General features: G+C 70.8%; 19 protein-coding genes and 1 tRNA gene. 18 read left to right on the top strand and 2 right to left on the bottom strand.

From position 1 onward, the window contains the following. Window positions 1-131: 131 nt before the first annotated feature. The 6 genes from ACE3TA_RS10620 (at window position 132) to ACE3TA_RS10595 (ending at window position 5,464) form a co-directional block, all read left to right on the top strand. A complete protein-coding gene (locus tag ACE3TA_RS10620) occupies window positions 132-1,679 on the top strand; it encodes a class I adenylate-forming enzyme family protein (protein WP_374573360.1) in 1,548 nt (515 codons plus the stop codon). Further along, window positions 1,676-2,188, top strand: coding sequence for a ribonuclease E activity regulator RraA (gene rraA / locus ACE3TA_RS10615; RefSeq protein WP_374573358.1), 513 nt, complete (start codon window positions 1,676-1,678; stop codon window positions 2,186-2,188). Before ACE3TA_RS10620 ends, rraA begins: the two co-directional genes overlap by 4 nt. Before the next feature lie 22 nt (window positions 2,189-2,210). Continuing rightward, window positions 2,211-2,633 carry a PaaI family thioesterase gene (locus ACE3TA_RS10610; RefSeq protein ID WP_374573356.1) on the top strand — a complete coding sequence of 141 codons (423 nt, stop codon included), beginning with the start codon at window positions 2,211-2,213 and terminating at the stop codon, window positions 2,631-2,633. A gap of 98 nt (window positions 2,634-2,731) precedes the next feature. Beyond that, window positions 2,732-2,821 (top strand) — tRNA-Ser (locus ACE3TA_RS10605). Window positions 2,822-3,128: 307 nt separating this feature from the next. After that, the gene (locus ACE3TA_RS10600) at window positions 3,129-4,058 is read left to right on the top strand and encodes a hypothetical protein (RefSeq protein WP_374573354.1); all 930 of its coding nucleotides are present in this window, start codon (window positions 3,129-3,131) and stop codon (window positions 4,056-4,058) included. Window positions 4,059-4,252: 194 nt separating this feature from the next. Then, window positions 4,253-5,464: an MFS transporter gene (locus ACE3TA_RS10595; RefSeq protein ID WP_374573352.1), complete on the top strand. Its 1,212-nt coding sequence runs from the start codon at window positions 4,253-4,255 to the stop codon at window positions 5,462-5,464. 31 nt (window positions 5,465-5,495) lie between these two features. Here the strand turns inward: ACE3TA_RS10595 and ACE3TA_RS10590 are convergent, their stop codons facing one another. Continuing rightward, window positions 5,496-7,385 carry a methyl-accepting chemotaxis protein gene (locus ACE3TA_RS10590; RefSeq protein ID WP_374573350.1) on the bottom strand — a complete coding sequence of 630 codons (1,890 nt, stop codon included), beginning with the start codon at window positions 7,383-7,385 and terminating at the stop codon, window positions 5,496-5,498. A gap of 332 nt (window positions 7,386-7,717) precedes the next feature. Between ACE3TA_RS10590 and ACE3TA_RS10585 the strand changes: the two genes are divergently transcribed. The 5 genes from ACE3TA_RS10585 (at window position 7,718) to ACE3TA_RS10565 (ending at window position 13,581) form a co-directional block, all read left to right on the top strand. Continuing rightward, window positions 7,718-10,738 (top strand): DUF748 domain-containing protein, encoded by a 3,021-nt coding sequence (locus ACE3TA_RS10585; protein ID WP_374573348.1) that lies wholly within the window; start codon window positions 7,718-7,720, stop codon window positions 10,736-10,738. Between the two features lie 85 nt (window positions 10,739-10,823). Further along, complete coding sequence (locus tag ACE3TA_RS10580; protein WP_374573346.1) at window positions 10,824-11,441, top strand: cyclopropane-fatty-acyl-phospholipid synthase family protein; 618 nt, start codon at window positions 10,824-10,826, stop codon at window positions 11,439-11,441. Between the two features lie 95 nt (window positions 11,442-11,536). Further along, entirely contained in the window at window positions 11,537-12,631 is a 1,095-nt protein-coding gene (gene pstS / locus ACE3TA_RS10575) for a phosphate ABC transporter substrate-binding protein PstS (RefSeq protein WP_374573344.1), read from the top strand. A gap of 118 nt (window positions 12,632-12,749) precedes the next feature. Next, a complete protein-coding gene (locus ACE3TA_RS10570; protein WP_374573342.1) occupies window positions 12,750-13,112 on the top strand; it encodes a hypothetical protein in 363 nt (120 codons plus the stop codon). 7 nt (window positions 13,113-13,119) lie between these two features. Further along, complete coding sequence (locus tag ACE3TA_RS10565) at window positions 13,120-13,581, top strand: hypothetical protein (RefSeq protein ID WP_374573340.1); 462 nt, start codon at window positions 13,120-13,122, stop codon at window positions 13,579-13,581. Here ACE3TA_RS10565 and ACE3TA_RS10560 read toward each other — a convergent pair. Beyond that, complete coding sequence (locus ACE3TA_RS10560; protein WP_374573338.1) at window positions 13,573-16,554, bottom strand: cation-translocating P-type ATPase; 2,982 nt, start codon at window positions 16,552-16,554, stop codon at window positions 13,573-13,575. The two genes, ACE3TA_RS10565 and ACE3TA_RS10560, sit on opposite strands and share 9 nt — an antisense overlap. 192 nt (window positions 16,555-16,746) lie before the next feature. Between ACE3TA_RS10560 and ACE3TA_RS10555 the strand changes: the two genes are divergently transcribed. The 7 genes from ACE3TA_RS10555 (at window position 16,747) to ACE3TA_RS10525 (ending at window position 23,232) form a co-directional block, all read left to right on the top strand. Then, window positions 16,747-16,872, top strand: coding sequence for a hypothetical protein (locus ACE3TA_RS10555; RefSeq protein ID WP_374573336.1), 126 nt, complete (start codon window positions 16,747-16,749; stop codon window positions 16,870-16,872). A gap of 86 nt (window positions 16,873-16,958) precedes the next feature. Then, window positions 16,959-18,008: a hypothetical protein gene (locus ACE3TA_RS10550; RefSeq protein WP_374573334.1), complete on the top strand. Its 1,050-nt coding sequence runs from the start codon at window positions 16,959-16,961 to the stop codon at window positions 18,006-18,008. 65 nt (window positions 18,009-18,073) lie between these two features. Then, window positions 18,074-18,910 carry a phytanoyl-CoA dioxygenase family protein gene (locus tag ACE3TA_RS10545; RefSeq protein WP_374573332.1) on the top strand — a complete coding sequence of 279 codons (837 nt, stop codon included), beginning with the start codon at window positions 18,074-18,076 and terminating at the stop codon, window positions 18,908-18,910. A 161-nt stretch (window positions 18,911-19,071) separates the two neighbouring features. Next, window positions 19,072-19,314 carry an SHOCT domain-containing protein gene (locus ACE3TA_RS10540; RefSeq protein ID WP_374573330.1) on the top strand — a complete coding sequence of 81 codons (243 nt, stop codon included), beginning with the start codon at window positions 19,072-19,074 and terminating at the stop codon, window positions 19,312-19,314. Between the two features lie 35 nt (window positions 19,315-19,349). Then, on the top strand, window positions 19,350-19,721 hold the full coding sequence (locus ACE3TA_RS10535; RefSeq protein WP_374573328.1) for a limonene-1,2-epoxide hydrolase family protein: 372 nt from the start codon (window positions 19,350-19,352) through the stop codon (window positions 19,719-19,721). Window positions 19,722-19,786: 65 nt separating this feature from the next. Beyond that, a complete protein-coding gene (locus ACE3TA_RS10530) occupies window positions 19,787-21,556 on the top strand; it encodes a hypothetical protein (RefSeq protein WP_374573326.1) in 1,770 nt (589 codons plus the stop codon). A 179-nt stretch (window positions 21,557-21,735) separates the two neighbouring features. After that, a complete protein-coding gene (locus ACE3TA_RS10525) occupies window positions 21,736-23,232 on the top strand; it encodes an NAD(P)/FAD-dependent oxidoreductase (protein WP_374573324.1) in 1,497 nt (498 codons plus the stop codon). Window positions 23,233-23,335: the final 103 nt, after the last annotated feature.

Here is a 23,335-nt window from a genome sequence, read left to right as displayed (position 1 = left end):
CAATGACCGGCGGCCGCCGACAGTCTCCCCCGCCGGGCCCTTCGGCCGCAAGGGCGCGATTGCGGTTGTCGCTGCGCCGATGGGCGGGCTAATCACCCAAAGGGCTCGAACACGCGTTTGGAGGAAGCCGCATGTCCGTCGAAGAAATCCTGAGCCGGGACTTCGCCACCCTGCCGGAAGTGATCGCCGAACAGGCCGGGGAGCGGCCGGACCAGCTCGCGCTGGTCGACGCCAAGCGCCAGCTCACCTTCGGCCAGCTCGACGCGCTGATGGACCGGATCGCCGCGGCGCTGCAGCGCGACGGCGTGAAGAACGGCGACGTGGCCGCCGCCTGCGCCACCACCTCGGTGGAATACGCCGCGACCTTCCTGGGGATCCTGCGCGCCGGGGCCGCCGTGGCGCCGCTCGCCCCCTCGTCCACGCCCGAGAGCCTGGTGATGATGCTCACCGACAGCGGGGCCAAGGTCTTCTTCCTGGACAAGGGCGTGTCCGACGCCCTGGCCGGCGTGGCCGACCAGATCACGGCCAAGCGGGTGTCCCTGGACGGTTCCGACGCCGGCGTTCCCTTCGAGACCTGGCTCGCCGCCGAGGGGGCCAAGCCGGCGCCGGTCACGGTGGCGCCGGAGCAACCCTTCAACATCATCTATTCGTCGGGCACCACCGGCACGCCCAAGGGCATCGTGCAGCCGCACAGCATGCGCTGGGGCCAGATCCGCCGGGGCGTCTATCCGGCCGGGGCGGTGACCATGGTCTCCACCCCGCTCTATTCGAACACCACGCTCGTCTCGTTCCTGCCGACCGTGTCCAACGGCGGCACGGCGGTGCTGATGCCCAAGTTCGACGCCGAGCAGTTCCTGAAGCTGTCGCAGCAGTACCGGGTGACCCACGCCATGCTGGTGCCGGTGCAGTACCGCCGGCTGATGGAGCGGCCGGACTTCGACAGCTACGATCTGTCCAGCTTCGTGATGAAGTTCGCCACCTCCGCGCCATTCGCCGCCGAGCTGAAGGCCGACGTGCTCAAGCGCTGGCCCGGCGGGCTGATCGAGTACTACGGCATGACCGAGGGCGGCGGCTCCTGCGGCCTGGTCGCCCACGAATATCCGGACAAGCTGCACACCGTCGGCAAGCCGCTGCCAGGGCACGACATCCGCCTGATCGGCGAGGACGGCAAGGAGGTGCCCCAGGGCCACGTGGGCGAGATCGTCGGCCGCTCCGGAGCGATGATGGTCGGCTACCACAATCAGCCCGGGAAGACCTCCGAGGCCGAGTGGCATTCGCCCGACGGGCTGCGCTTCATCCGCACGGGCGACGTCGGCCGTTTCGACGAGGACGGCTTCCTGACGCTCATGGACCGCAAGAAGGACATGATCATCTCCGGCGGGTTCAACATCTATCCGTCGGACCTGGAGGCCGAGCTCGCCAAGCATCCGGCGGTGCTGGAATCGGCGGTGGTGGGCGTGCCTTCGCAGAAGTGGGGCGAGACGCCGGTGGCCTTCGTCGTGCTGCGCAAGGGCAAGAGCGCCACGGCCGAGGAGATCGTCGCCTTCGTCAACGGCAATGTCGGCAAGACCCAGCGCCTGGCCGACCTGATCGTGGTCGACACCCTGCCGCGCAGCCACATCGGCAAGATCCTCAAGCGCGACCTGCGCGACGGCTACCAGGGAAAGGCGCTGGCGTGAGCGACGACGACATGGACGACGACCTGGGCGAGGACGCGATCTCTGTCGCCGACCTGTGCGACGAGCACGAGGCCACGGCCGAGGTGTGCTTGGTGCAGTTCCGCGACTTCGGCGGCCGCTCGGCCTTCTCCGGGCCGATCCGCACGGTGCGCTGCTACGAGGACAACAGCCTGGTGAAGGCCACGCTCGCCGAGCCCGGCTACGGGCGGGTGCTGGTGGTGGACGGCGCCGGCTCCCTGCGTCGCGCGCTGGTGGGCGACATGCTGGCCGCCGACGCGGTGCGCAACGGCTGGGCCGGGATCGTGGTCTACGGGGCGGTGCGCGACACCACCCTGCTGGCGGGCCTGGACATCGGCATCAAGGCGCTCGGCTCCAATCCCATGCGCAGCGTCAAGCGCGGCGAGGGCATCGTCGATACGCCGGTGGCCTTCGGCGGGGTGGTGTTCGTGCCCGGCGACATGCTGCACGCCGACGCCGACGGGGTGATCGTGCTGCCGGCCGACGCCTGAACCTGGCCCAAGGGAGATCGCGATGCCGGACGACAACAGGGCCGCCGAGTTCGCCGCGCGCCAGGAGGGCCTGCTGCCCGGCGAACTGGGCTTGGAGTGGGACGAGGTGCGCCGCGGCCAGGCCCGCGGCCGCTACACGGTGGCGCGCCGGCACATGGCGCCCAACGGCTTCATGCACGCCGCCTCGGTGATCACCCTGGTGGACTCCGCCTGCGGCTACGGCTGCATGAGCTCGCTGCCGGAGGGGGCGTCAGGCTTCACCACCGTGGAGCTGAAGACCAACTTCCTGGGCACGGCCAAGGAGGGCGAGACGGTGGCCTGCGAGGCCCGGCTGGTCCACGGCGGGCGCATGACCCAGGTGTGGGACGCCGAGGCGAAGAACCTTTCCACCGACAAGCTGATCGCCGTCTTCCGCTGCACCCAGATGGTGCTCTACCCGCGCTGAACGCGCCGCATGCTGAGGGCTTGCGCGGCAAGGGACGGATGAGTAGGTTCCGCGCCTCGCTCAGGGGGCCTCCGCCAGGACCGCCCCGTCCCGGCTCTGGAGAGGTGGCTGAGTGGTTGAAAGCACCGCACTCGAAATGCGGCATACTCGCAAGGGTATCGGGGGTTCGAATCCCCCCCTCTCCGCCATCACGCGTCAGCCTGATCCAAGCTGAGCCCCGTGAACCTGGGGCGGTCGGGCGTTGCGCCAGGCTGATCAGATCATGACCGGCCGCACGCCGGGGCGTTCCCGAAAATCGGCGCCGGGGACATCGCCGCTGGCAGGCCGGCGAAAAGGCTTGAGGCGCTGAAGGCCGCGGAGGCAGGCGGTATTCTCGAGACCAACCGGCGCCGATCAAAGACCCACCCCCTGAAGGGCCGCGCGGCTTCGAGCCTCGCCCTTGGCGTTGGTCTGAGTGGGCGGCGCCGCACGAATTCGCACGGACGGGAGAACGAAGTGGCGGGTGAGGAAGCGCAGTCGGACGTCGTGGCGGTCTGGCTGGAAAAGGCGGCGATCTATCGGCAGCAGGCGGATGGATCTCCCGCGCTGCTTGACCACCTGTTCCTCGCCGAACTGGGCGTGGTCGGCCTGCATTCCAGATACGCGGCGGAAGTCACCGACACCCAGGGACGGGAACTGGCGCGCTTCGCCTCCGGCGGCCGGCTCAGTTTCGTGAACGAATGGCTGCTGGATCGCCAGGCTCGCTCGTTCGCCTCATTGTCGGAACTCGACGCGGCCATTCCCAATGACGTCTACCGCTGCCATGTCCGCGACGCGCACGGCGAACGCGATTTCGCGCTCGCCCTGGGCGGCGGAGAGAGCCGAACGCTGTTGCCGGCGCCGCCGCGGATCACGCTCTCGCAGGGCGGCCGGGCCGAAGCGCCGTTCGACGCCGACGCCGCGATCGAAGTCGCCTGGACGCCCTTCAGTCCGGCGCCCGCGCCGGATGGGATCCCGCCGCTTTTCGCGCAGCCGACCATCTTCTTCCTCATGGACAACTGTCGCGGCGAGACGGTGTTTTCTTCCGGCTCCGGCGCGCGGCGGCCGAGCCTCTCCGTCGACACGCATGGACTGACCCTGCCGGCCGGAACGCTCGAGCCGGGGCTTCGCTACACCGTCTTCGTCTCATTCATCGACTATCGCGCCGGCGCCCAGAGCGCCGATGGTGCGGTGGCGGGCGTGAGCGTGCATTCCGCAACGGTCGAATGTGCGTTTGAAACCGGCGGCGAGGCGGCCGACGGACGGAGTTGCCCGCCGATAGAACAGCGCGCGTGCTATCGCTGGCCGGGGCCGCTGAAGCCGGAAAGGGGGCTTGCGCCCTGGCCCGTGTCGGCCAGCGGGCTCACGATCGAGCCGGCGATAGAACTGCGATCGACGCGAAACTGAAGCGGCGGAAGGCCCGCCCGCAGGCGCCGGGAGGGTTCGTTTGCGCGCCGCGTTCGCGTCGGCGCGAAGCCTACATTGACAGCCGGTGATGGACGGCGCCCCGCGCCGTGCGCACCAAATGAGCGCGGCCGGGCCTTCGGGCGAAAGGCCTGGAGCGAAATACTTGGGGGCGAAGAGATACTGGGGGCGAAGTCGTGAGCGGTGAGCGCAAGAACGGGGGCGGCGCGATCGCGACGCGCCCCTTGCTGATCATCTACGCCTCGATTCTCGTCGGCATGCTTTCGGTTGCGGCGATGCCGGTCTTCGTCGGCGCCTATGTCGACACGCTGCACTTCAGCGTCGCGGAAGCCGGCCGCGTCGCCTCGGCGGAAACGCTTGGCGGCGCCGCCGGAAGCATCTTCACAGCGATCTTCCTGGCGCGCCCCGGCGTCAATCTCCGCAACGCGGCCCTGGCCTGTTTCGTGGTCCTGGCCCTGGCCCATGTCGCGTCCGGATTCGTCAGCGGGCTTGGACTTTTCGCCGCCGTTCGCGCGGTCGCGGGCTTCGCGGCCGGCGCGGTCCAATCGCTGGGCTCGGTCTATATCTCGAGCCTCAAGAAGCCCGATCGCGCGTTCGCGATTTCGTTCGGCCTGTTGAGCGTCGCCGGGCCCCTGGGCCTGTGGTGCGCGCCACCTCTGATCGCGGCGATCGGGCTGGCGCACGTCTACTGGGCCTATGCGGCGGGGCTCCTCGTCGCTCTGCCGCTCATGCTGCTCTATCCGCGCCGGCGAGAGCCGCGCGACGCCGCCGATGGCGTCGAGCCCGCCTCGAAGGCGCCGCGGGCGGTGGGGGTCGGCCTCATCTGGGCGGCCATCGTGGTCAATTTCATCTGCAACGGCGGCGTCTGGATCTACGCCGAGCAGATCGGCCGGTCGGCCGGTTTCGACGCCATAACGCTCGGGCGGCTCTTGGCCGTGGCGATGCTGCTCGGGACTCTGGGCGTCGCGTTGGTCGGGATGATCGAGGACCGCTTTGGGCGGCTCAAGCCGCTCATCGCCGCGCATCTCGCGCTGGGCGGCGCCGTTCTTTGGGTGATGGCCGGGCCGGGCATGGCCGGCTATTTCGTCGCCATCCTGCTGCTGAACCTGTCGGTGGTGGTGTTGACGCCATACTTCCTGGCCATGCTCGCCGAGGCCGGGCGCGGGGAAAGCGCGAGCGTGTTCGGCAATGCGGCGATCCTGATCGGCTACGGCGCAGGGCCGGGCGTGCTGTCGTTCTTCGTGCGCGGCGCCCAGTTTCACTTCGCCTTCGTCGTCGCCGCGATCGGTGTCGGCGTAAGTCTCGCGCTGACGCTCGCGGGGGCTTATGCGCTTCGTGCGCGGGCTTCGGAGAAGAGCGCGATGCTCGTCGGCGCATCCGGATCGTGACTATCGCGGAAGCTGAAGTGGCAATGGCGGCCTAGAATTCCTCCCAGCCTTCGGCTTCAGGCGCCAGTTTGGTCGCCGTGGCGGCGGCCGACGCATAGGCGGGCTTGGCGCTCGCCTTTGGGGCGGGCCTGGCGGCCGCGGGCCGCGACGACCGCGGCCGTGCGCCGGATTCACCCACCTGGAACTTGCCGAGAAGGCGCATCAGCTCCTCGGCTTCGCCGGCCAGGGCATGGCTGGCGGCGGTGGATTCCTCGACCATCGCGGCGTTCTGCTGAGTGACCTGGTCCATCTGATTCACGGCCACGTTGACCTGCTGCAGGCCGCTCGCCTGTTCCTGGGCGCTGGCCGCGATGTCGGTCACGAGCGTGGTGATCTCGGAGACCTGGGCGACGATGCGTTCCAGCGCCTGGCCGGTCTCGCCCACCAGCTCTACGCCGGCGCCGACTTGCTCCGTCGAGGCCGAGATCAGGGTCTTGATTTCCTTGGCCGCCTCGGCCGAGCGCTGGGCCAGGGCCCGCACTTCGGAGGCCACGACGGCGAAGCCGCGTCCAGCCTCGCCGGCGCGGGCCGCCTCGACCCCGGCGTTCAGGGCCAGGAGATTGGTCTGGAAAGCGATTTCGTCGATCACGCCGATGATCCGGCTGATCTGCTGGGCGGAGCTTTCGATCTCGCCCATGGCCGCGACGGCTCGGCGCACGACCACGCCGCTCTGTTCGGCGTCCTCGGAGGCCTTGCCGACGATGCTGCGGGCATGGTTGGCGCCCTCCGCCGCGCGCTTGACCGTGGCGGTGATCTCGTCGAGCGCGGCGGCCGTCTCTTCCAGGCTCGCGGCTTGCTGTTCGGTGCGTCGAGACAGGTTGTCGGCCGCGACCGAAATCTCGGCGGCGCCGCTGGTCATCCCGTTCGCGCAGTCGGCCACGCCCCGCATCGTGCCCTGCAGGGCCTCGGCGGTGGCGTTGAAGTCCTGCTTGATCTGCTCGTACTCCGGCGCGAACGCATCGGCCAGGCGACCGGTGAGATCGCCTGCAGACAGCTTGCGCAGGCCGGCGGCCAGCGCCTCGACCACGTGGGCCTGCTTGCGGGCGGCTTCCAGTTGAGCTTCCTCGCCGCGTCGCCGTTCGGCGTCGGCCGCGGCGCGGGCGTCGGCGGATTCGGCCTCCAGGGCGATCTTGCGCAAGGCCGCATCCTTGAAGGCGAGCACGGCCTTGGCCATCGCGCCCACTTCGTCGCGCCGTTCGGCGGCGGGCACGTCGACACTGTTGTCGCCGCCGGCGAGCCGGCTCATCACGGCGGTCATGGCCGAAATCGGCCCGCCGATCGCGCGGGTCAGCATGAAGCCCACCCAGACCGACAGCAGCACGCTGATCAGGCCGCCGGCGCCAAGCACGACCAGCGCGGTGGTGAAGGCGCGCGCCTGGCCCGCCGAGCGCGTCGCGATGAGCCGCGCTTCGTGGTCGTCGATCGACTTCAGGATTTCCCGGCTCTTGGTCAGGCGGCCCATGGTGAAGATGCTGGCCTGAGCCTCCGCCAACCGCGCGGGATCGCGCCGCATGGCGATCTGCTCGCCTTCCTCCTGGCTCACGACCTCCGTGGCCGCGGCCAGGTCGGCCACCATGGCCTTCAGTTCGATGTCATCACCGGCAAGCCCATTGAGCGCCTTGAGGGCGGCGTCGACATCGTCCTGAAAGCCCTTGATGCGCTTGGGGAAGCTCTCGTCGCCGGTCGCGGCGAACCCGCGTACGGCGTTCTGCTGCTCGACCAGGGCTGAGAGCACGGCGTGCGCGGCGTCGAGGGTATTCACTTCCTCGGCGTTGGCGCGGGTGACCGCCCGGATCGACACGACATTGACGAGCACCATGGCGACCATCGCCAGCACGATGGCCACGACGCCGGCGAATCCGAACGCAAGCTTCGATGACACTCTCAAGTCGCGGAACGACATGCACCCCCCTCGCGCGATTGAAATCAAAGGACTTATGTTGGTAGGCGCCGATAGGTTTACGCGCTGGTTAAGAGCGCGCCCTTGGCCAGCGACCGGTTGTCGCGCCGGCGCGATCCATCGCGACCTGGCCGCGCGGACGGGATGGCGAACAGCGTCGCGCCGAGCTCGGATCCGCGCCGTCGAGACGCGCCAATGTGCGCCGATCTCCGAAGCAGGCTCGCTCGGATCGTGACAGGCCGGGGCCGGATGTCCTCTAATGGCGGCGGAGCAGGCCTGGGCCCTCGGGTCGGATCTCAGCAGGTGGAGCCAGCGTGCAGTCTTCGGCGGAACCCCCGGCGCCCCAACCGTCGAAGACGCCCCGCCGCCGCGGGGGGCTCATTGTCGCCGCCTGGGTCGCGCTGGGCGCGGCGCTGCTGGTCGGGCTCTACGCCGCCGCCGGCTTCTGGCTGGCGCCGCGCATCATCAAGTCGCAGGTCGTCAGCCAGGTGGCCGAGCGCTACCACCGCACCGCGTCCTTGGGAGAGGTGCGGTTCAATCCCTTCACCCTGAAGCTGCAGGCCGACGGCTTCAGCCTGCCCGACGCCGACGGCGCGCCGATGATCGGCTTCGATCGCCTGACGGTGGACCTGTCGGCCGCCTCAATCTGGCGCGGCGGCCTGGCGTTCAACGAGATCGCCCTCGATGCGCCGCGCGTGCGGCTCGTGCGGCGTCCCGACGGGCGGCTGAACGTCCAGGACCTGATCCCGCCCCCCAGCGGCGGGCCCATGCCCAAGGTGATGATCGACCACCTGGCTGTGCGTCGCGGGCGCGTCGCGGTCGTCGACCAGGCGCGCGAGACGCCGTTCACCAAGAGCTTCTCGCCCGTTGGCTTCACCCTGAACAACTTCAGCACGGTGAAGGAGGGCGCCGCCTATGTGCTGAACGCGGTGTCCGAGCGGGGCGAGGGCCTGTCCTGGCGCGGCGTCCTGGGGCTTTCGCCGCTGGCCTCGCGCGGGACCTTCGTCCTGACCAAGGTCAAGGTCGCGCCGCTCGCCGAGTTGGCGGGCGAGGCCCTGCCGTTCGGCGTCACCGGCGGCGAGCTGGGCCTGTCCGGCGGCTACCGCTTCGCCCTGAACGGCCAGAAGCTGACCTTGCAGGTCGACGTGGGCGACCTGGGCCTGAGCGGCGTCGGCCTGCGGGCGCGGGGCGCGGACGCCGACTGGATCAGCCTGCCGCAGGTGAAGGTCTCCAAGGTCCACGTCGACGTGCCGGCCCGGACGGTGAGCGTCGGCGCCGTCGAGGCGACGGACCCGGCCGTGAGCGCCTGGCTCGAGCCCGGCGGCGAGATCAACCTGGCCCGCTATGCGCCCGCCCCGTCCGCCAAGGCCGCCGCGCCCGCCGCCGCGAACGCGCCGGCGAAGGCCGAGCCCGACGAGCCCTGGAAGGTCGCGCTGCCCGACCTGCGGGTCCGCTCGGCCAAGGTGGACTTCGAGGATCGCTCCCTCGGCGAGCCTGTCCGGCTGACGGCCGCGCCGCTCGACGTCTCCGTGACCGGCCTGGCGCTGCCGCTCGCCGCTCCGGTCCAGGTGGAGGCCAGCGCCGGCCTGGACGGCGGCGGCCGGGTGGCGGCGAAGGGGACGGTGAAGCTGGACAAGATCGCCGCCGACCTCGACGTAGAGGCGGCCGGCGTCGAGCTGCCGCGCTTCCAGCATTACCTCGACAAGTCGGTCAGCCTGCGGCTGCTTTCGGGACGGCTCTCGACCAAGGGCCACGTGGCCTATGCGGCGAAGGGCCCGATCCGGTTCACCGGCGCCGCCCAGGTCGACCGGCTGCACACCGTCGACACCATCCTCGGCGAGGACTTCGTCAACTGGCGCAGCCTGCGGCTGGACGGGATCAGCGTGCGCACCGAGCCCCTGGCCGTGAAGGTGCGCCAGGTGGTGGCCCGTGAGCCCTACGCCCGCGTCGTCATCGGCCCCAACTACGTGATGAACGTCGCCACGGTGCTGTCGCCCGAGGGCGCCGCGCCGCCGCCGCCGGCCGCGCCTCCGCCGGCGCCCAAGTCCAAGATGCTGAAGCTTGGCCCCTTCACCAAGACCAAGCGCGAGCCCGCACCGCCTCGTCCCGAGCGCGCGCCGCGCCAGGCCCTGCCGGTCGAGGTGGCGCTGGTGAAGGTCGAGAACGGCAAGATGGACTTCTCCGACCTGTCGCTCGAGCCGCATTTCGCCGCGGGCATCCAGGCGCTGGACGGGACCATCAAGGGCCTGTCGGGCAGGCAGGACGCGCGGGCCGACGTGGACCTGACCGGCCAGGTCGACCGCTATTCGCCGGTGAAGATCGACGGCCAGGTGAACTACTTCGCCGCGCGCAGCTTCACCGACGTCAAGATGAGCTTCCAGAACATGGAGCTCACCACCTTCTCGCCCTACTCGGGCAAGTTCGCCGGCTACCGGATCAACAAGGGCAAGCTCAACGTCGACCTGCACTACAACATCGACGACCAGAAGCTGGACGCCAAGCACCACGTGGTGATCGACCAGCTCGAGCTGGGCGACCGGGTGGACAGCGCCGACGCGGTCAAGCTGCCGGTGAAGCTGGTGATCGCCCTGCTGAAGGACCGCCACGGGGTGATCGACGTGCCGATCGAGGTCGTCGGCACGCTGGACGATCCGAAGTTCCGGCTCTGGCCGGTGATCTGGCAGGTGGTGCGCAACCTGATGGTCAAGATCGCCACCTCGCCGTTCGCGCTCCTGGGGTCGCTCGGCGGCGGCGAGGACCTGCAATACATCGACTTCGCGCCGGGCGGCGCGGTTTTGGACGAGACTGGGCGGCAGAAGACCGCGGCCCTGGTCAAGGCCCTGGCCGAGCGCCCCGCGCTCAATCTGGAGGCGCCGATGGCGGTCAGCCCGGCGGTCGACCGGCCGGCCCTCGCCGAGGCGCGGTTCCAGGCGGCCCTGTCGGCGGCTGCGACGGCCAAGCTCGGCAAGCGGGCCGACAAGGCCGGCGCGGTGGAGGCGGCCCTGGCCGAACCGAAGACCCGCAAGGCGATCCTCGAAGACCTCTACCGCAAGCAGTTCGGCGCCAAGCCGGAGATTCCCAAGCCCGAGCCGGCGCCGGACGGCGCCAAGGTCGACGCGACCCAGGCCGCGGTCGCCTGGCTGGAGGACAAGCTGCGCGGCGGGATCGGCGTGTCCGACGAGGACCTGCAGGCCCTGGGCCGCGAGCGCGCCCGCGCCGTGCAGTCGGCGCTCCTGGCCGACGGCCAGCTCGCCGCCTCGCGGGTCTTCGTCACCGCCCAGCCGTTCCTGGACAGCAGGACTGCGCCCGTGCGCATGACCCTGTCGCTGAATTGACGCCGCCGGCCGCGCGCCGCTTGACCGGACCGCCCGCTTGGCTTGAAGACCTCGCCGACCGAGCCGCGCAAGCCAGGAGCGCCCGATGAGCGACAAGCAGACCTCCGACTGGAACACCCGCTACGCCCGCGAAGACTATCTGTTCGGCGAGGCGCCCAACGCCTTCCTGGCGGCCCAGGCGCCGCGGCTGAAGGCGGGCGGAACCGCGCTGGCGGTGGCCGACGGCGAGGGCCGCAACGGCGTCTGGCTGGCCCAGCAGGGGCTGGACGTGCTGTCGCTGGACTCCTCGGCCGTGGCCCAGGACAAGGCCCGGCGGCTGGCGCAGGCGCGGGGGGCGCCGCTGCGCCTGGAGCTTGGCGACCTAGCCGCTTGGGAGTTCCCGCCGGCGCGGTTCGACGTGGTGGCGGCCATCTTCATCCAGTTCGCGGGGCCTGCGCTCCGCGCCCGGCTGTTCGAGGGCATGAAGCGGACGCTCAAGCCCGGCGGGCTCCTGCTGCTGGAAGGTTACCGGCCCGAGCAGATCGCCTACGGCACGGGCGGGCCGCGCGTCGTCGAGAACCTCTACACCGAGGCCATGCTGCGCGAAGCGTTCGCCGACCTGGAGATCGTCGAGCTGAAGGCCTATGACGCCGAGATCGAGGAAGGCGCGGGCCACAAGGGCATGTCAGCCCTGATCGACCTGGTGGCGCGCAAGCCGGCCTGACCGCCCGCCGGCGCGCCGACCAATCAAGGGGCCGTCACGCCATCGTCGTGGTAGGGGTTCATCATCCGCGTACGGCAACACCAAAAGGATTCGTGATGCAGAAGACGCCCTTTTCGTCGATCGGCCTCGCCCTGTGCGCCGCGGCGCTGGTTCTGGCCGGGTGCAACAAGGCCCCGGATCAGGCCAAGACCGCCGAACCGGCTGCGGCCGGCGGCTCCATCGCCGGCGCAGGCGCCACCTTCCCGGCGCCGCTCTACGCCAAGTGGGCCGAGGCCTATCAGACCGAATCGAAGGTCAGCCTGAACTACCAGGCCATCGGCTCGGGCGGCGGCATCAAGCAGATCAAGGCCAAGACCGTCGACTTCGGCGCGTCCGACAAGCCGCTGAAGCCGGAAGAGCTGAACGAGGCGGGCCTCTACCAGTTCCCGACCGTGATGGGCGGCGTCGTGCCGGTGCTCAACGTGCCCGGGATCGAAGCGGGCCAGGTGAAGCTGAGCGGTCCGTTGCTGGCCGACATCTTCCTGGGCAAGGTCACCAAGTGGAACGCCCCCGAGATCGCTAAGCTGAACGCGGGCGTCAACCTGCCGAACCTGCCGATCACGGTGGTCCACCGCTCGGACGGCTCGGGCACGACCTTCCTGTTCACCTCCTACCTGTCGATCGTGAACCCGGCCTGGAAGGACAAGGTCGGCGCCAGCGACTCGCTGGAATGGCCGACGGGCCTGGGCGGCAAGGGCAACGACGGCGTCGCCGCCTTCGTCAAGCAGACCTCCGGCTCGATCGGCTACGTCGAGTACGCCTACGCCAAGCAGAACAGCATGGCCTACGCCGACCTGCAGAACCACGACGGCCAGTTCGTCGCGCCTGAGATCGACGCGTTCTCGGCCGCCGCGGCCGGCGCCGACTGGTCCAAGGCCGAAGGCAACTTCCTGCTGCTCCTCGACCAGCCGGGCGCCAAGTCCTGGCCGATCACCGGGGCGACCTTCATCCTGGTCTACAAGCAGCAGACCGATGCGGCGAAGGCCAAGCAAGTGCTCCAGTTCTTCGACTGGGCCTACAAGAACGGCGACGACGCGGCCAAGGCGCTCGACTACGTGCCGCTGCCGACCGAGGTGAAGGACCGGATGCGCGGCCAATGGGCCGACATCAAGGGCCCGGACGGCCAGCCCGTCTACACGCCCGCCCCGTGATCGCCCGGGCGTGAGCATCTAAGCTCACGGACGTCAGGACGAGGCGGCCATGGCCCTGCGGCTGTGGTAGCCTCGTCCGATCCGCCGCTCCGGCGGAGCAACTGCAAACGGTGTTCGAATGTCGTTGAAGGATTGGCCCCTGCGGGCGGGCCTCCTGGCGGGGGCCGCGATCGGCGTCGGCGCCGCGGTGGTGGCGCCGGCGGTTTTTCGTATCGCGCGGCCCGGACTGAAGACCGCGCTCAAGGCGGGCTTCGCCGGCATGGCCTCGGCCCAGGTGGCGGTGATGAAGGCCGGTGAGCACCTGGAAGACCTGTTGGCCGAGGTGGCCCATGAGATGGCCCACGAAGAGCCCGGTCCGGCCGCGGAGGCCGCCCATGCGGCGGCGGCCGGCGCGGCGGCGGCTTCGGCCGTGATGGCCGGCGCGGCGGGCGCTCCGGCGGCCGAGGCGGCTTCGCCCGAGCCGACGAAGGCCGAGGCCTGAGGCCGCCATGCGCCTCGTTCACAAGAGTGCAGGCCGCGTGCGCCTGGAGGCGCCGGGCCTGAGGGGCGACCTCGCCGAGGCGCGGCGCCTGGCCGAGGCCGTCGGCGCGCTCGCGGGCGTCAGCAAGGTCGAAGCGCGCGCGGCGACCGGCAGCCTGGTGATCTTCCACACCGGCGAATGGGCCGAGTTCTCCAAGAACCTGTCCGAGGCCCTCGGCGCGCCGATCGAGGCGGCGGCCGTGGTCGAGCGCGACGCCCTGGCGAGCGTGGGCGATTTCGTCGAGGCCCTGGACCAGGGCGCGCGCCAGGCCCTGGGCGGGCGCACGAACCTGTCCGAGCTGACCTTCCTGGCGCTGGTCCTGGCCGGCGCGGTGCAACTGGCCCGCGGCGAGGTCGTGGGTCCGGCGACGACCCTGTTCAGCCAGGCGCTCAACCTGATGGCCGCGCGCCGCGGCCGGCCGTCAGCCTGACCGCCCGGGCCGGCGCAGCCGGCGCAATTCCGACAACAGCAGCGATCCGCCCGTCAGGCCCGCCGACAGCGCAAGCTGGCCGGGCCGGGCGGGGCTGATTCCCATCGACCGGCCAAGACCCGGGAAGGCGAACGGCAGCACCAGCAGGCCGGCCGAGGCGGCCACCGTCATCTCCAGGCGGCGGATGCTGAGCGTCTTGGCGGCGCGCTCGCCCGGCGAGCGGTCGCGCAGGCTGAAGGCCTGCACCAGTTGGGCGCCGGCCAGGGTCAGGAAGGTGGCCGTGCGCGAACCCGGCCCCGGCGGCATGCGCCGGGTGTAGGCCAGGTGGGCGATGAGCGCCGCCGCGGCGATCTGCACCCCGTCCAGCCCCAGGGTGGCGAACTCGCCCGGCTGGAGGATCGGCCCCTGCAGGGCGGCGGGATCGCGGGCCATCACGTCACCGGCCGGCTCGGCCATGGCCAGGCCGATGGCCGGGAGCACGTCGGTCACCAGGTTCAGCCAGAAGAGCTCCATCGGCGTCTCCAGCTCCTGCGGCCCGCCGAAGGACTCGGCCAGCATCACCAGCACTTCGGAGAGGTTGGTGGAGAGCAGGAAACGCACGGCGTTCCTGATGTTGTCGTCGGTGGAGCGGCCGCGGGCCACCGCGCGGCCCAGGGCGGCCAGGTCGTCGTCGGCGATCACCACATCGGCCACTTCCCGGGCGACGTCGGAGCCCTTCTTGCCCATGGCGATGCCGACGCGGGCCTCGCGCAGGGCCGGCCCGTCATTGACCCCGTCGCCCAGCATGCCCACCACCGCGCCGTTGGCCTGCAGCGCGCGCACGATCCGCAGCTTGTCGGCCGGGCTGACGCGGGCGAACACCGTCGCCTGGCGCGCCGCCTCGGCCAGGGCCGCGTCGTCGAGCTCGGCCATCTCGGCGCCGGAGATCACGCGCACGGCGCCCCCGCCCGCCAGGTCCAGTTCGGCGGCGATCGCCCGGGCCGTGACCGGCTGGTCGCCGGTGATCATCAGGGTGCGCACGCCCGCGGCCTGGAACATCGCCACGGCCTGGCGCGCGCTGGGGCGCAGGGGATCGGCCAGCCCCACCAGGCCCAGCCATTCGAAGTCGTCCGGCGCGTCGGGATCGAACGCGCCGGTGCGCGCGCGGCGGCGCGCGACGCCCAGCACCCGCTGGCCGCGGCCGGCCAGCTCGGCGTTCTGCGCCAGGATCTCGTCGCGACGGACCTCGTCGAGCGCGATGCGCCCGCGCGTGCGCCGCTCGTGCAGGCACAGCGCCAGCACCTCGTCCGGCGCGCCCTTGGCGAACACGAGCTGTTCGCCGTCGCGCTCGTGCAGGGTGAACATGTAGCGGCGGGCCTGGCTGCGCTCGCGGGCGGACAGGCGCGGGGCGGCGGTCCGCACGGCCTCCACGTCGGTTCCGGCCAGGGCCGCGAAGGCCAGCAGAGCCAGCTCGGTGCCGCTGCCGTTTCCCTCGCCGCCGACGCCGGGCTCGGCGGTGTTGCACAGGGCCACCGCCTCGGCCAGGGCGGCCAGGGCGCGGCGGTCCTTCTCCTCGGCGGGCGCGCCGTCGGCCCGGATCAGGGTCGGCCCCTCGGCGACGCCGTACAAGGCGCTGCCGGCCGCCGCCCCGGCCACGCTCATGCGGTTCTCGGTGAGCGTGCCGGTCTTGTCGAGGCAGAGGGTGTCGATCGCGCCGATGGATTCGATGGCCGGCAGCATCCGCACGAACACGCCGCGCTTCTCCATCGCCTTGGCTTCCAGGGCGAAGGTGGTGGTGGCCACCGCCGGCAGGCCTTCGGGCAGGCTGGCCACGGCCAGGCTGACGGCGCTGCGGATCATGTCCACCGGCGGCCGGCGGCGGATCAGCCCCACGGCCAGCACCACGCCGCTGGCGGCCAGGGCGGCGTAGACCAGGGTGCGGCTGAAGCCGTCGAGCTTCTCCTCGATCACCGGCTTGGGCGGGCGGGCGTTGGCGATCAGGCCGCGCACCGCCGCCGCCTCGGTGTTCGCGCCGGTGCGCACGGCCACGGCCAGCCCCTGGCCGCCGATCACCACCGAGCCGGCGTGGACCATGTTGGCGCGCTCGGCCAGCGGCCCGTCGCCCCGCTCCAGCGGCCGGGCGGTCTTCTCCACGCCCTGGCTCTCGCCGGTGAGGATGGATTCGTCGACGGTCAGGTCGCGGGCCTCGATCAGGCGCGCATCGGCGGGAATGGCCTGGCCGGGGCCGAGCAGCAGCACGTCGCCGGGCGCGATGTCGCGGGCGGACATCAGCCGGGGCCCGCCCGCGCGCATCACCATGATGGTGTGCTCCACCGGCTTGCCCAGCCGCGCGATCAAGCTTTCCACCGCATCCTCGGTGAAAAAGCCGATGCCGGCGTTGAGCGCGATGACGCCCACCGTGACGGCTGCGTCGAACGCCCCGCCGGTGGCCAGAGACAGGAGCGCCGAACCCGCCAGCAGGGCCACCGGAAGGGTGGAAAGCTGCGCGCCCAGGATCGCCACGCGCGGGCGCCGGCGCGCGACGGGCAGGGCGTTGGGGCCGGCCTCGGCGAGCCGGCGGGCGGCCTCGTCCTCGTCCAGGCCCGAGCGGCTCGCCCCCACCAGCTTCAGCACCTTGTCGGCGGGCAGGGTCATCAGGCGCGCCAGGTCGGCGTCGGCCTGGGGCGTGCGCACCGGGCGCGGGCCGGCCGGCGTGCGCGCGATCAGCCGTCCGGCCAGGGCCTCGCCGACGGTGTCGACCACCTCGGTCGGCGAGCAGCCGGGCGGATGCTGCACCAGGAGGCTGCGGGTGACGGTGTTGAAGCCGGCCAGGGTCCAGCCCCGGGCGGCCAGCGCCGCGGCCAGCTCGTCGCGGCCGGCCGGGTCCAGCGGGGCCAGGGCCTCCAGGCGGGTGCGGCCGGGGATGTAGTGGCGCACGCGGACGGCCTGCGGCGGGACCGGCCCGAAGGACTTGGGATCGACCGCGGCGTTCATCGAGGGTTGGATTCGCCTCTTCGGGGACTGAAGGGAACGCAGCCTATCACGGACTCGTGGCGGAGCTGCGACAGCGAAGTCACGCCGCCGAAGCCGTGCCGTAGCGCATATGGACGATGCGGCCGGCCCCAGCCGCTTCCTAGGCTGAGCGCCGAAGGCGCTTTTCGCGCGAAGCATCCGGGGAGCTTTCCGATGAAGACGATCCTGGCGACGGCGGCCCTCGCGGCCGTCCCGGCCTCACCGACGGCGCTGGCCGCGGCCCATGGCTTCAACGCCGCGGTGGTGCGCCAGATCGTCGAGGCCCGCGGCGGCGGCTGAGCGGTTTTGCTTGAAGCCGGCCGCCAGCCCTGTTGAATCCGACGTCGCCTCAGGCGGTGAACGATAAGACAGGGGAGGGCGGGCCGATGCGCGAGTCCGGGAACGCGACGGCGGTTTCAGCAGGGCTGCAGGCCGGCGACTACAAAGCCGTCTCCACCCTCTACAACGCCCTGATGACCGGATTGGTGCTGACGCTGGTCTCCCAGCGCGGCGCGGCCGATGCGGCCGACTTCGTGGTCGCCCACTTCCGCCACCAGCATCTGGAGAAGTTCTTGCCCGGGCTGAAGAAGCTGGGGCTGGACGGCCTGCCCCACGCCGTGGCCTGCGCCCAGTATCACTACTTCTCCAACGCCCTTGGCGGGGTGAAGACCGAATATATTCCGGAGTCGGACAAAAAGGCCTGGGTGCGCTATCCGCCGCCGCGCTGGATCTGGCAGGGGACGGCGATCTGTGGCGTGCCGCGCCAGGTCAACGAGGCCATGCTGCATGGCTGGCACGGCCACAACGGCGTCTCGCTAGGCAATCCTCGCCTGGGGTTCGTGTGCACCGGCCAGACCGTGCTCGGCGATCCGGGGCTGGAGGGATACTACTTCGAGTACGATCACGAGCTCTCGTCCGCCGAACGGGTGCGCTTCGCGCCCGATGAGCGTTGCCCACCGCTGGACCCGGCGGCCCAGCCCAGGCTCGACAGCGCCTCCTGGCCCGCCGAGCGGCGGATGCGGGTGGAGCGATCCTACGCCGCCGAATACGTGCGCACCCTGATGCCGGTGATGCGGGCGCTGTTCCCCGCCGAGGCGGCCCAGGCGCTGATCGGGCGCGCCGGGCGGCTGATCGGCCTGCAGTTCCGCGACGAGGCCGCCCGGCTGACCGGCGTCGAGGGCCGCGACGCGCGGGCCTTCGCGCGGATGCTGCACCGGCTGGCCCTGGCGCACGGCGAGACCGCCGAGCTGGACGAGGGCTCGGCCACGGTGACGCAGACCGGCTGGCGGCTGATGGATGGCGTGGCGGTGGACCCCGACTGGGCCTTCGCCGCCTGGAAGCCGCTGTGGGAAGGCATGTGCGCCGCCCACGATCGGTTCTTGTCGCTGGACTCGGAGTTTCGCGGCGACGCGATCGTCTGGCGGGTGCGCAGCTAGGCGTGGCCTGTCGGCCGGGGCGCCCCAGTCCCATATGCGGGAAAACGATCAGGGAGGACGGGCGCATGCCGCAGTCCGCGAACGGATTCGACGTCGAGGCCCACGCCGCGCGGCTGGAGGAACGGGGCTTCACCGTCATCGACGATTTCATGGACGCCGATACGGTCGCCGAGGCGCGCGCCGCCCTGGCGCCTTTCCTGGGCAGCCATTCGGGCCGCAACGCCTTCGAGGGCTTCGAGACCGAGCGGGTCTACACCCTGGTGGCCCGCGCGCCGGTGTTCGAGCGCCTGACCGAGGAGCCGCGGGTGATGGAGCTGCTCGGCGGGCTGCTGCAGCCGGGGTTCCTGCTGACCGCCAGCCAGGCGATCTGCATCCGCCCGGGCGAGGCGGCCCAGGACATCCACTACGACGACGGCTTCTACCGCCAGCCCCGGCCGCGCCCGGCGATCAGCTACACCCTGATCGCGGCGATCGATCCGTTCACCGACACCAACGGCGCCACCGACGTCATCCCCGGCAGTCATCGCTGGAGCCAGGACGAGATCGCCGAGAAGGCCGGCGAGCCCGGCGGCCTGGAGGCGCTGGCGCGGCCGGTGGTGATGCCGGCAGGCGCCTGCGTGATCCTGGCCGGCACGCTGCTGCATCGCGGCGGGGCCAACCGCTCGGCGTCGCCCAGGCTGGCCTTCACCAACCAGTACTGCGAGCCTTGGGCCCGCACCCAGGAGAACTTCTACCTGGGCGTTCCCCGCGAGCAGGCGCGGGCCATGTCGCCGCGACTGAAGCAGCTCCTGGGCTACGACATCTGGCCGCCGTTCATGGGCCAGGTGACCGGCTCCCATCCCCTGAAGGCGCTCGAGCCGGACTTCACGCCGCCGGTGGAGGCGCAGCGGCCCCGCCACTGAGCCGCCGGCCGGTTGACGCGCGTCAATGGCGGGATCGGATCGCGGCCTAGCATCGTTCCGTCATCGCGCGGCGCCGTGCGCGCCGCCCGCTGCTGGAAAAGGAGTGCGATCATGCTCCGGGCGACGCGTCCTGCGGCCTTGGCCGAAACGGAGGACCAGCCATGTGGTCGTCGATGATGGGCTACGGCTGGCCGGGCGGCTGGTTCATGCTGGCCAACAACCTGTTCTGGCTGGTCGTGCTGGCGGTGGCCGCGGTGCTGATCTGGCGGGCGATCTCCTCGCCGAGCCAGGGCGGCGGGCCGGCCCGCTCGTCGGCGCTGCACATCCTCGAGGAGCGCTACGCGCGCGGCGAGATTCAGCGCGAGGAATATCTCGAGAAGAAAAAGGATCTGGGCGGCGCCTGACGCTACAGTCGCCGGAAACCACAAGGGAGGGGCTCGTGGCGAGCAATGAACAGGTGATCGGCGACTTCATCGCCGCATGGTCGCGATTGGATGTCGACGAACTGGTCGGCTACTTCGCCGAGGACGGCGTCTACCACAACATGCCCACCCAGCCGGTGCAGGGCCGCGCGGCGCTCAAGGCCTTCATCGGCGCGTTCCTGAAGGACTGGACCTCGACCACCTGGGACGTGCTGAACCTGGTCTCCAGCGGCGACGTCGTGATCGCCGAGCGGCTGGACCGCACCATGGTCGGCGGCAAGCCGGTGAACCTGCCGTGCTGCGGCGTGTTCGAGATGGAAGGCGGCAAGATCAAGATCTGGCGCGACTATTTCGACATGGGGACCTATGTGAACGCGCTGCGCGGATAGGGGCCCCGCACCCTTTCTTAAGTCGCCGCCCTTATGCCCTGGCCAGGGATTTCGAGGGGCGGACGATGGACGTCGGCGGGTTTTTCCGGGGACGGCTGGGGCTTTGGCGCACGACCGCGATCGTGTGGCTCCTGGTCTCGATCTTCCTGCTGGCCCGATCGCAGGTTTGGCACGGCCTGCATAATCTGGACACCGACGACGCCATGCGCCTGGTCGAGGTGCGCGACTGGCTGGCCGGCCAGGGGTGGTTCGACACCACCCAGCACCGGGGCTGGCCCGCGCCTGGCTTCTCCATGCACTGGTCGCGGATTCCCGACCTGGCCATCGGCGGGCTGATCGCCCTGTTCGGCGTCGCCCTGCCCAGGGCCGGCGCCGAGTTCGCAGCCATGATCGTCTGGCCCCTGGTCCAGTTGGCCGCCACCCTGCCGTTGGTCGGCCTGGCCGCCCGGCGCATGGCTGGCGTCCGGGCGGTCGCCCCGGCCATGCTGCTGTTCGCCCTGCTCGGCGCGGCGTCGTGGCAGTTCCACCCCGGACGCATCGACCATCACGGCGCGCAGATGTTCGGGATCTTCCTGATGCTGGTCGGCGTCCTCGGCCTGCGGAGACGCCCGTGGGCCGGCGTGGCGGCCGGCCTGGGCGGAGCGTTCGCCCTCGCCATCGGCCTGGAGGGGCTGGTCTTCTGGCTCATGCTCTGCGGCATGGCCGGCCTGGTGCTAGCGCGCGACGGCGTGCTCGCCCGCGGCGCGGTGGCCGCCTTCGGCCTGACGGTCGCCGTCGCCACCCCGCTCCTGGCCTTCGCCTCCAACCCCACGCGCTACGTGATGTCCCAGGCCTGCGACCAGATCGCCATGCCGGTGCTGGCGCTGGCGGTGGTCGGCGGCCTCGGCCTGGCGCTGGCGGCCGCCCTTGCCGGCGTCGTGAAGTCCCGCCTGGCCCGCCTGGCGCTGGTCGCCCTGGCCGGCGCGCTCGCCGCGGCGGCCTTCGTTGCGGCCGGTCCGCATTGCGTGCGCGGGCCGTTCGCCGACATCGATCCGCGGCTCGGGCCGATCTGGCTCAACCACGTGGTGGAAGCGCACACCCTGCCCTGGCTGCTGGCCCGGATGAACGTGTTCGGCGTGACCTCGGCGGTGCAGGCCGCGCTGGGCCTGGCGGCTGTCGGGCTGCTCCTTTGGCTCAGGCCGGTCCTGATCCGCCCCGTCGCGATCGTCAGCGGCGTCTTCCTGGTGGCGGTGGCGCTGATGTTCGTGCAGATGCGCGCCATCACCTACACGGCGGGCCTGGCCAGCCCGCTGATCGCAGCGGCGATGGTGGTCGTCGCGCGCAAGGCCGGGACCCCGCGGGTCCATTGGGGCGCCGCGATGCTGGCGGGTCTCCTGGTGTTCACCTCGCTTCCCCTGGGCTCGGGCCTGGTGACGAATCTGGCCCGGAAGAAGACGGACGAAGGCGCGCCCAAGGAGGCCGAAGGGTGCTTCGATCCGGCCGCCTACAAGGGGCTGGCGCGCCTGCCCGCCGGCCTGGCCGTCGCGCCGATCGATTCCGGCCCGTTCATCCTGATGTCGTCGCCCCTGTCGGTGGTGAGCGCGCCCTACCACCGCAACGCCGCGGGCGTGCTGGCCGGCCACGAATTCCTCGCCGGCAAGCCGGACCAGTCCCGCGCCCTCGCCGAGCGCATGGGCGTCCGCTACGTGGTGATGTGCCGTTCGGGCGAGATCCTGCGGATGCTCAGATTCGAGCCCGACGGGCTGGGCGCCCGGCTCGACGCCGGCGAGGTTCCCGGCTGGCTGGAGCCGGTGGGCTCGTCCGCCGGGCCGGTGCGCGTCTATCGGGTGCGCTGAGCCAGGCGCGCGCCCGTGGTTAAGAACGCGGAAGTCCTAACTGCCGTTAAGTCTATCGAGGAACAGGCGCCGAAGAAAACGCGACCTGTGCGTGAGATTAATCGAGATTCACTACGTTCGACCGTAAGGCCTTAACTATGGGCCGCCCAAAGTGCTCCCAATCGAAGTGGGAGCCGGGCATGAGCCAGCATATCGAAACCCTTGTCATCGGCGCGGGCCCGGCGGGCCTGACCACGGCCTACACGCTGGCCAAGGAAGGCCGGGGCGTGATCGTGCTGGAGCAGGACGCCCGCTATGTCGGCGGCATCAGCCGCACGGTGAACTACAAGGGCTTCCTGTTCGACATCGGCGGCCACCGCTTCTTCTCCAAGTCGAAGGAGATCGTGGACCTCTGGAACGAGATCCTGCCCGACGACTTCATCGAGCGCCCGCGCCTGTCGCGCATCTACTACCGCAACAAGTTCTACGCCTATCCGCTGAAGGCCTTCGAGGCGCTGGCCAACCTGGGCGTCTTCACCAGCTCGGTGTGCATGGCCTCCTTCGCCTGGGCCAAGGCCTTCCCGGTCAAGGCGCCGAAGACCTTCCACCAGTGGGTGCGCAACCAGTTCGGCGAAAAGCTCTTCTCGATCTTCTTCAAGACCTACACCGAGAAGGTGTGGGGCATGGAGTGCGACGAGATCTCGGCCGACTGGGCCGCTCAACGCATCAAGGGCCTGGACCTGGGCTCGGCGATCATCGACGGCCTGAAGCGTTCGCTGGGCCTGAACAGGAAGGGCGGCGCCACCGCCAAGAGCCTGATCGAAAGCTTCCGCTACCCGCGCAAGGGCCCGGGCATGATGTGGGAAGCCTGCGCGGCCAAGATCAAATCGCTGGGCGGCGAGGTGCGCATGGGCCGCCGCGTCACCGGCCTCGTCTTCGACGCGGCCTCGAAGATCTGGACGGTGACCGCCGTCGGCGCGGACGGCGCCGAGGAGACCTTCACCGCCGCCAACGTGGTCTCGTCCGCGCCGATGCGCGAGCTGATCGGTTCGATCTCGCCGACGCCCATCACCATCTTCCATGCCCGCGAGCTGAAGTACCGCGACTTCCTGACCGTGGTGCTGATCGGCAAGCCGCAGAAGGAGCTGCCGGACAACTGGGTCTACATCCACGACCCGAGCGTGAAGGTCGGCCGCGTGCAGAACTTCCGCTCCTGGTCGCCGGAGATGATCCCAGACGGCGTCTCCACGTGCCTCGGCCTGGAATACTTCTGCTTCGAGGGCGACGGCCTGTGGACGGCCGACGACGCCGACCTGGTCGAGCTGGCCAAGGCCGAGATCGGCAAGATCGGCCTGATGGACCCGGCCGACGTCTACGACGCCTCGGTGGTGCGCCAGCCCAAGGCCTATCCGGTCTACGACGACGCCTACGCCCACAATGTGGAGATGATCCGCCTGGAGCTGGCGCGCTCGTTCCCCGGCCTGCACCTGGTCGGCCGCAACGGCATGCACAAGTACAACAACCAGGACCACGCGATGATGACGGGCCTGCTGACGGCCCTGAACATCTGCGCCGGCGAGGCCCTCTACGACACCTGGCAGGTCAACGAGGACGCCGAATACGGCGAGGCGGGCGTGTCCGGCGCCCAGGAAGCCCTGGCCAGCCAGCGCCTGGTTCCGCGGCGCGTCGCCGCCTGACGGCGGCGAGCGGGTCGGCCAAAAGGGGGCGGCCAAAGGGGCGGATTGACTTCCGCCCCGGCGCCCGGTCGAACTTCGACTTCGCGCCGGCGCGTCCCGCGTC

This window comes from Phenylobacterium sp., from assembly GCF_041916435.1.
Lineage (GTDB): Bacteria > Pseudomonadota > Alphaproteobacteria > Caulobacterales > Caulobacteraceae > Phenylobacterium.
The sequence above is the reverse complement of the archived record's forward strand: the minus strand, read 5'-3'. Positions and strand labels throughout refer to the sequence as shown.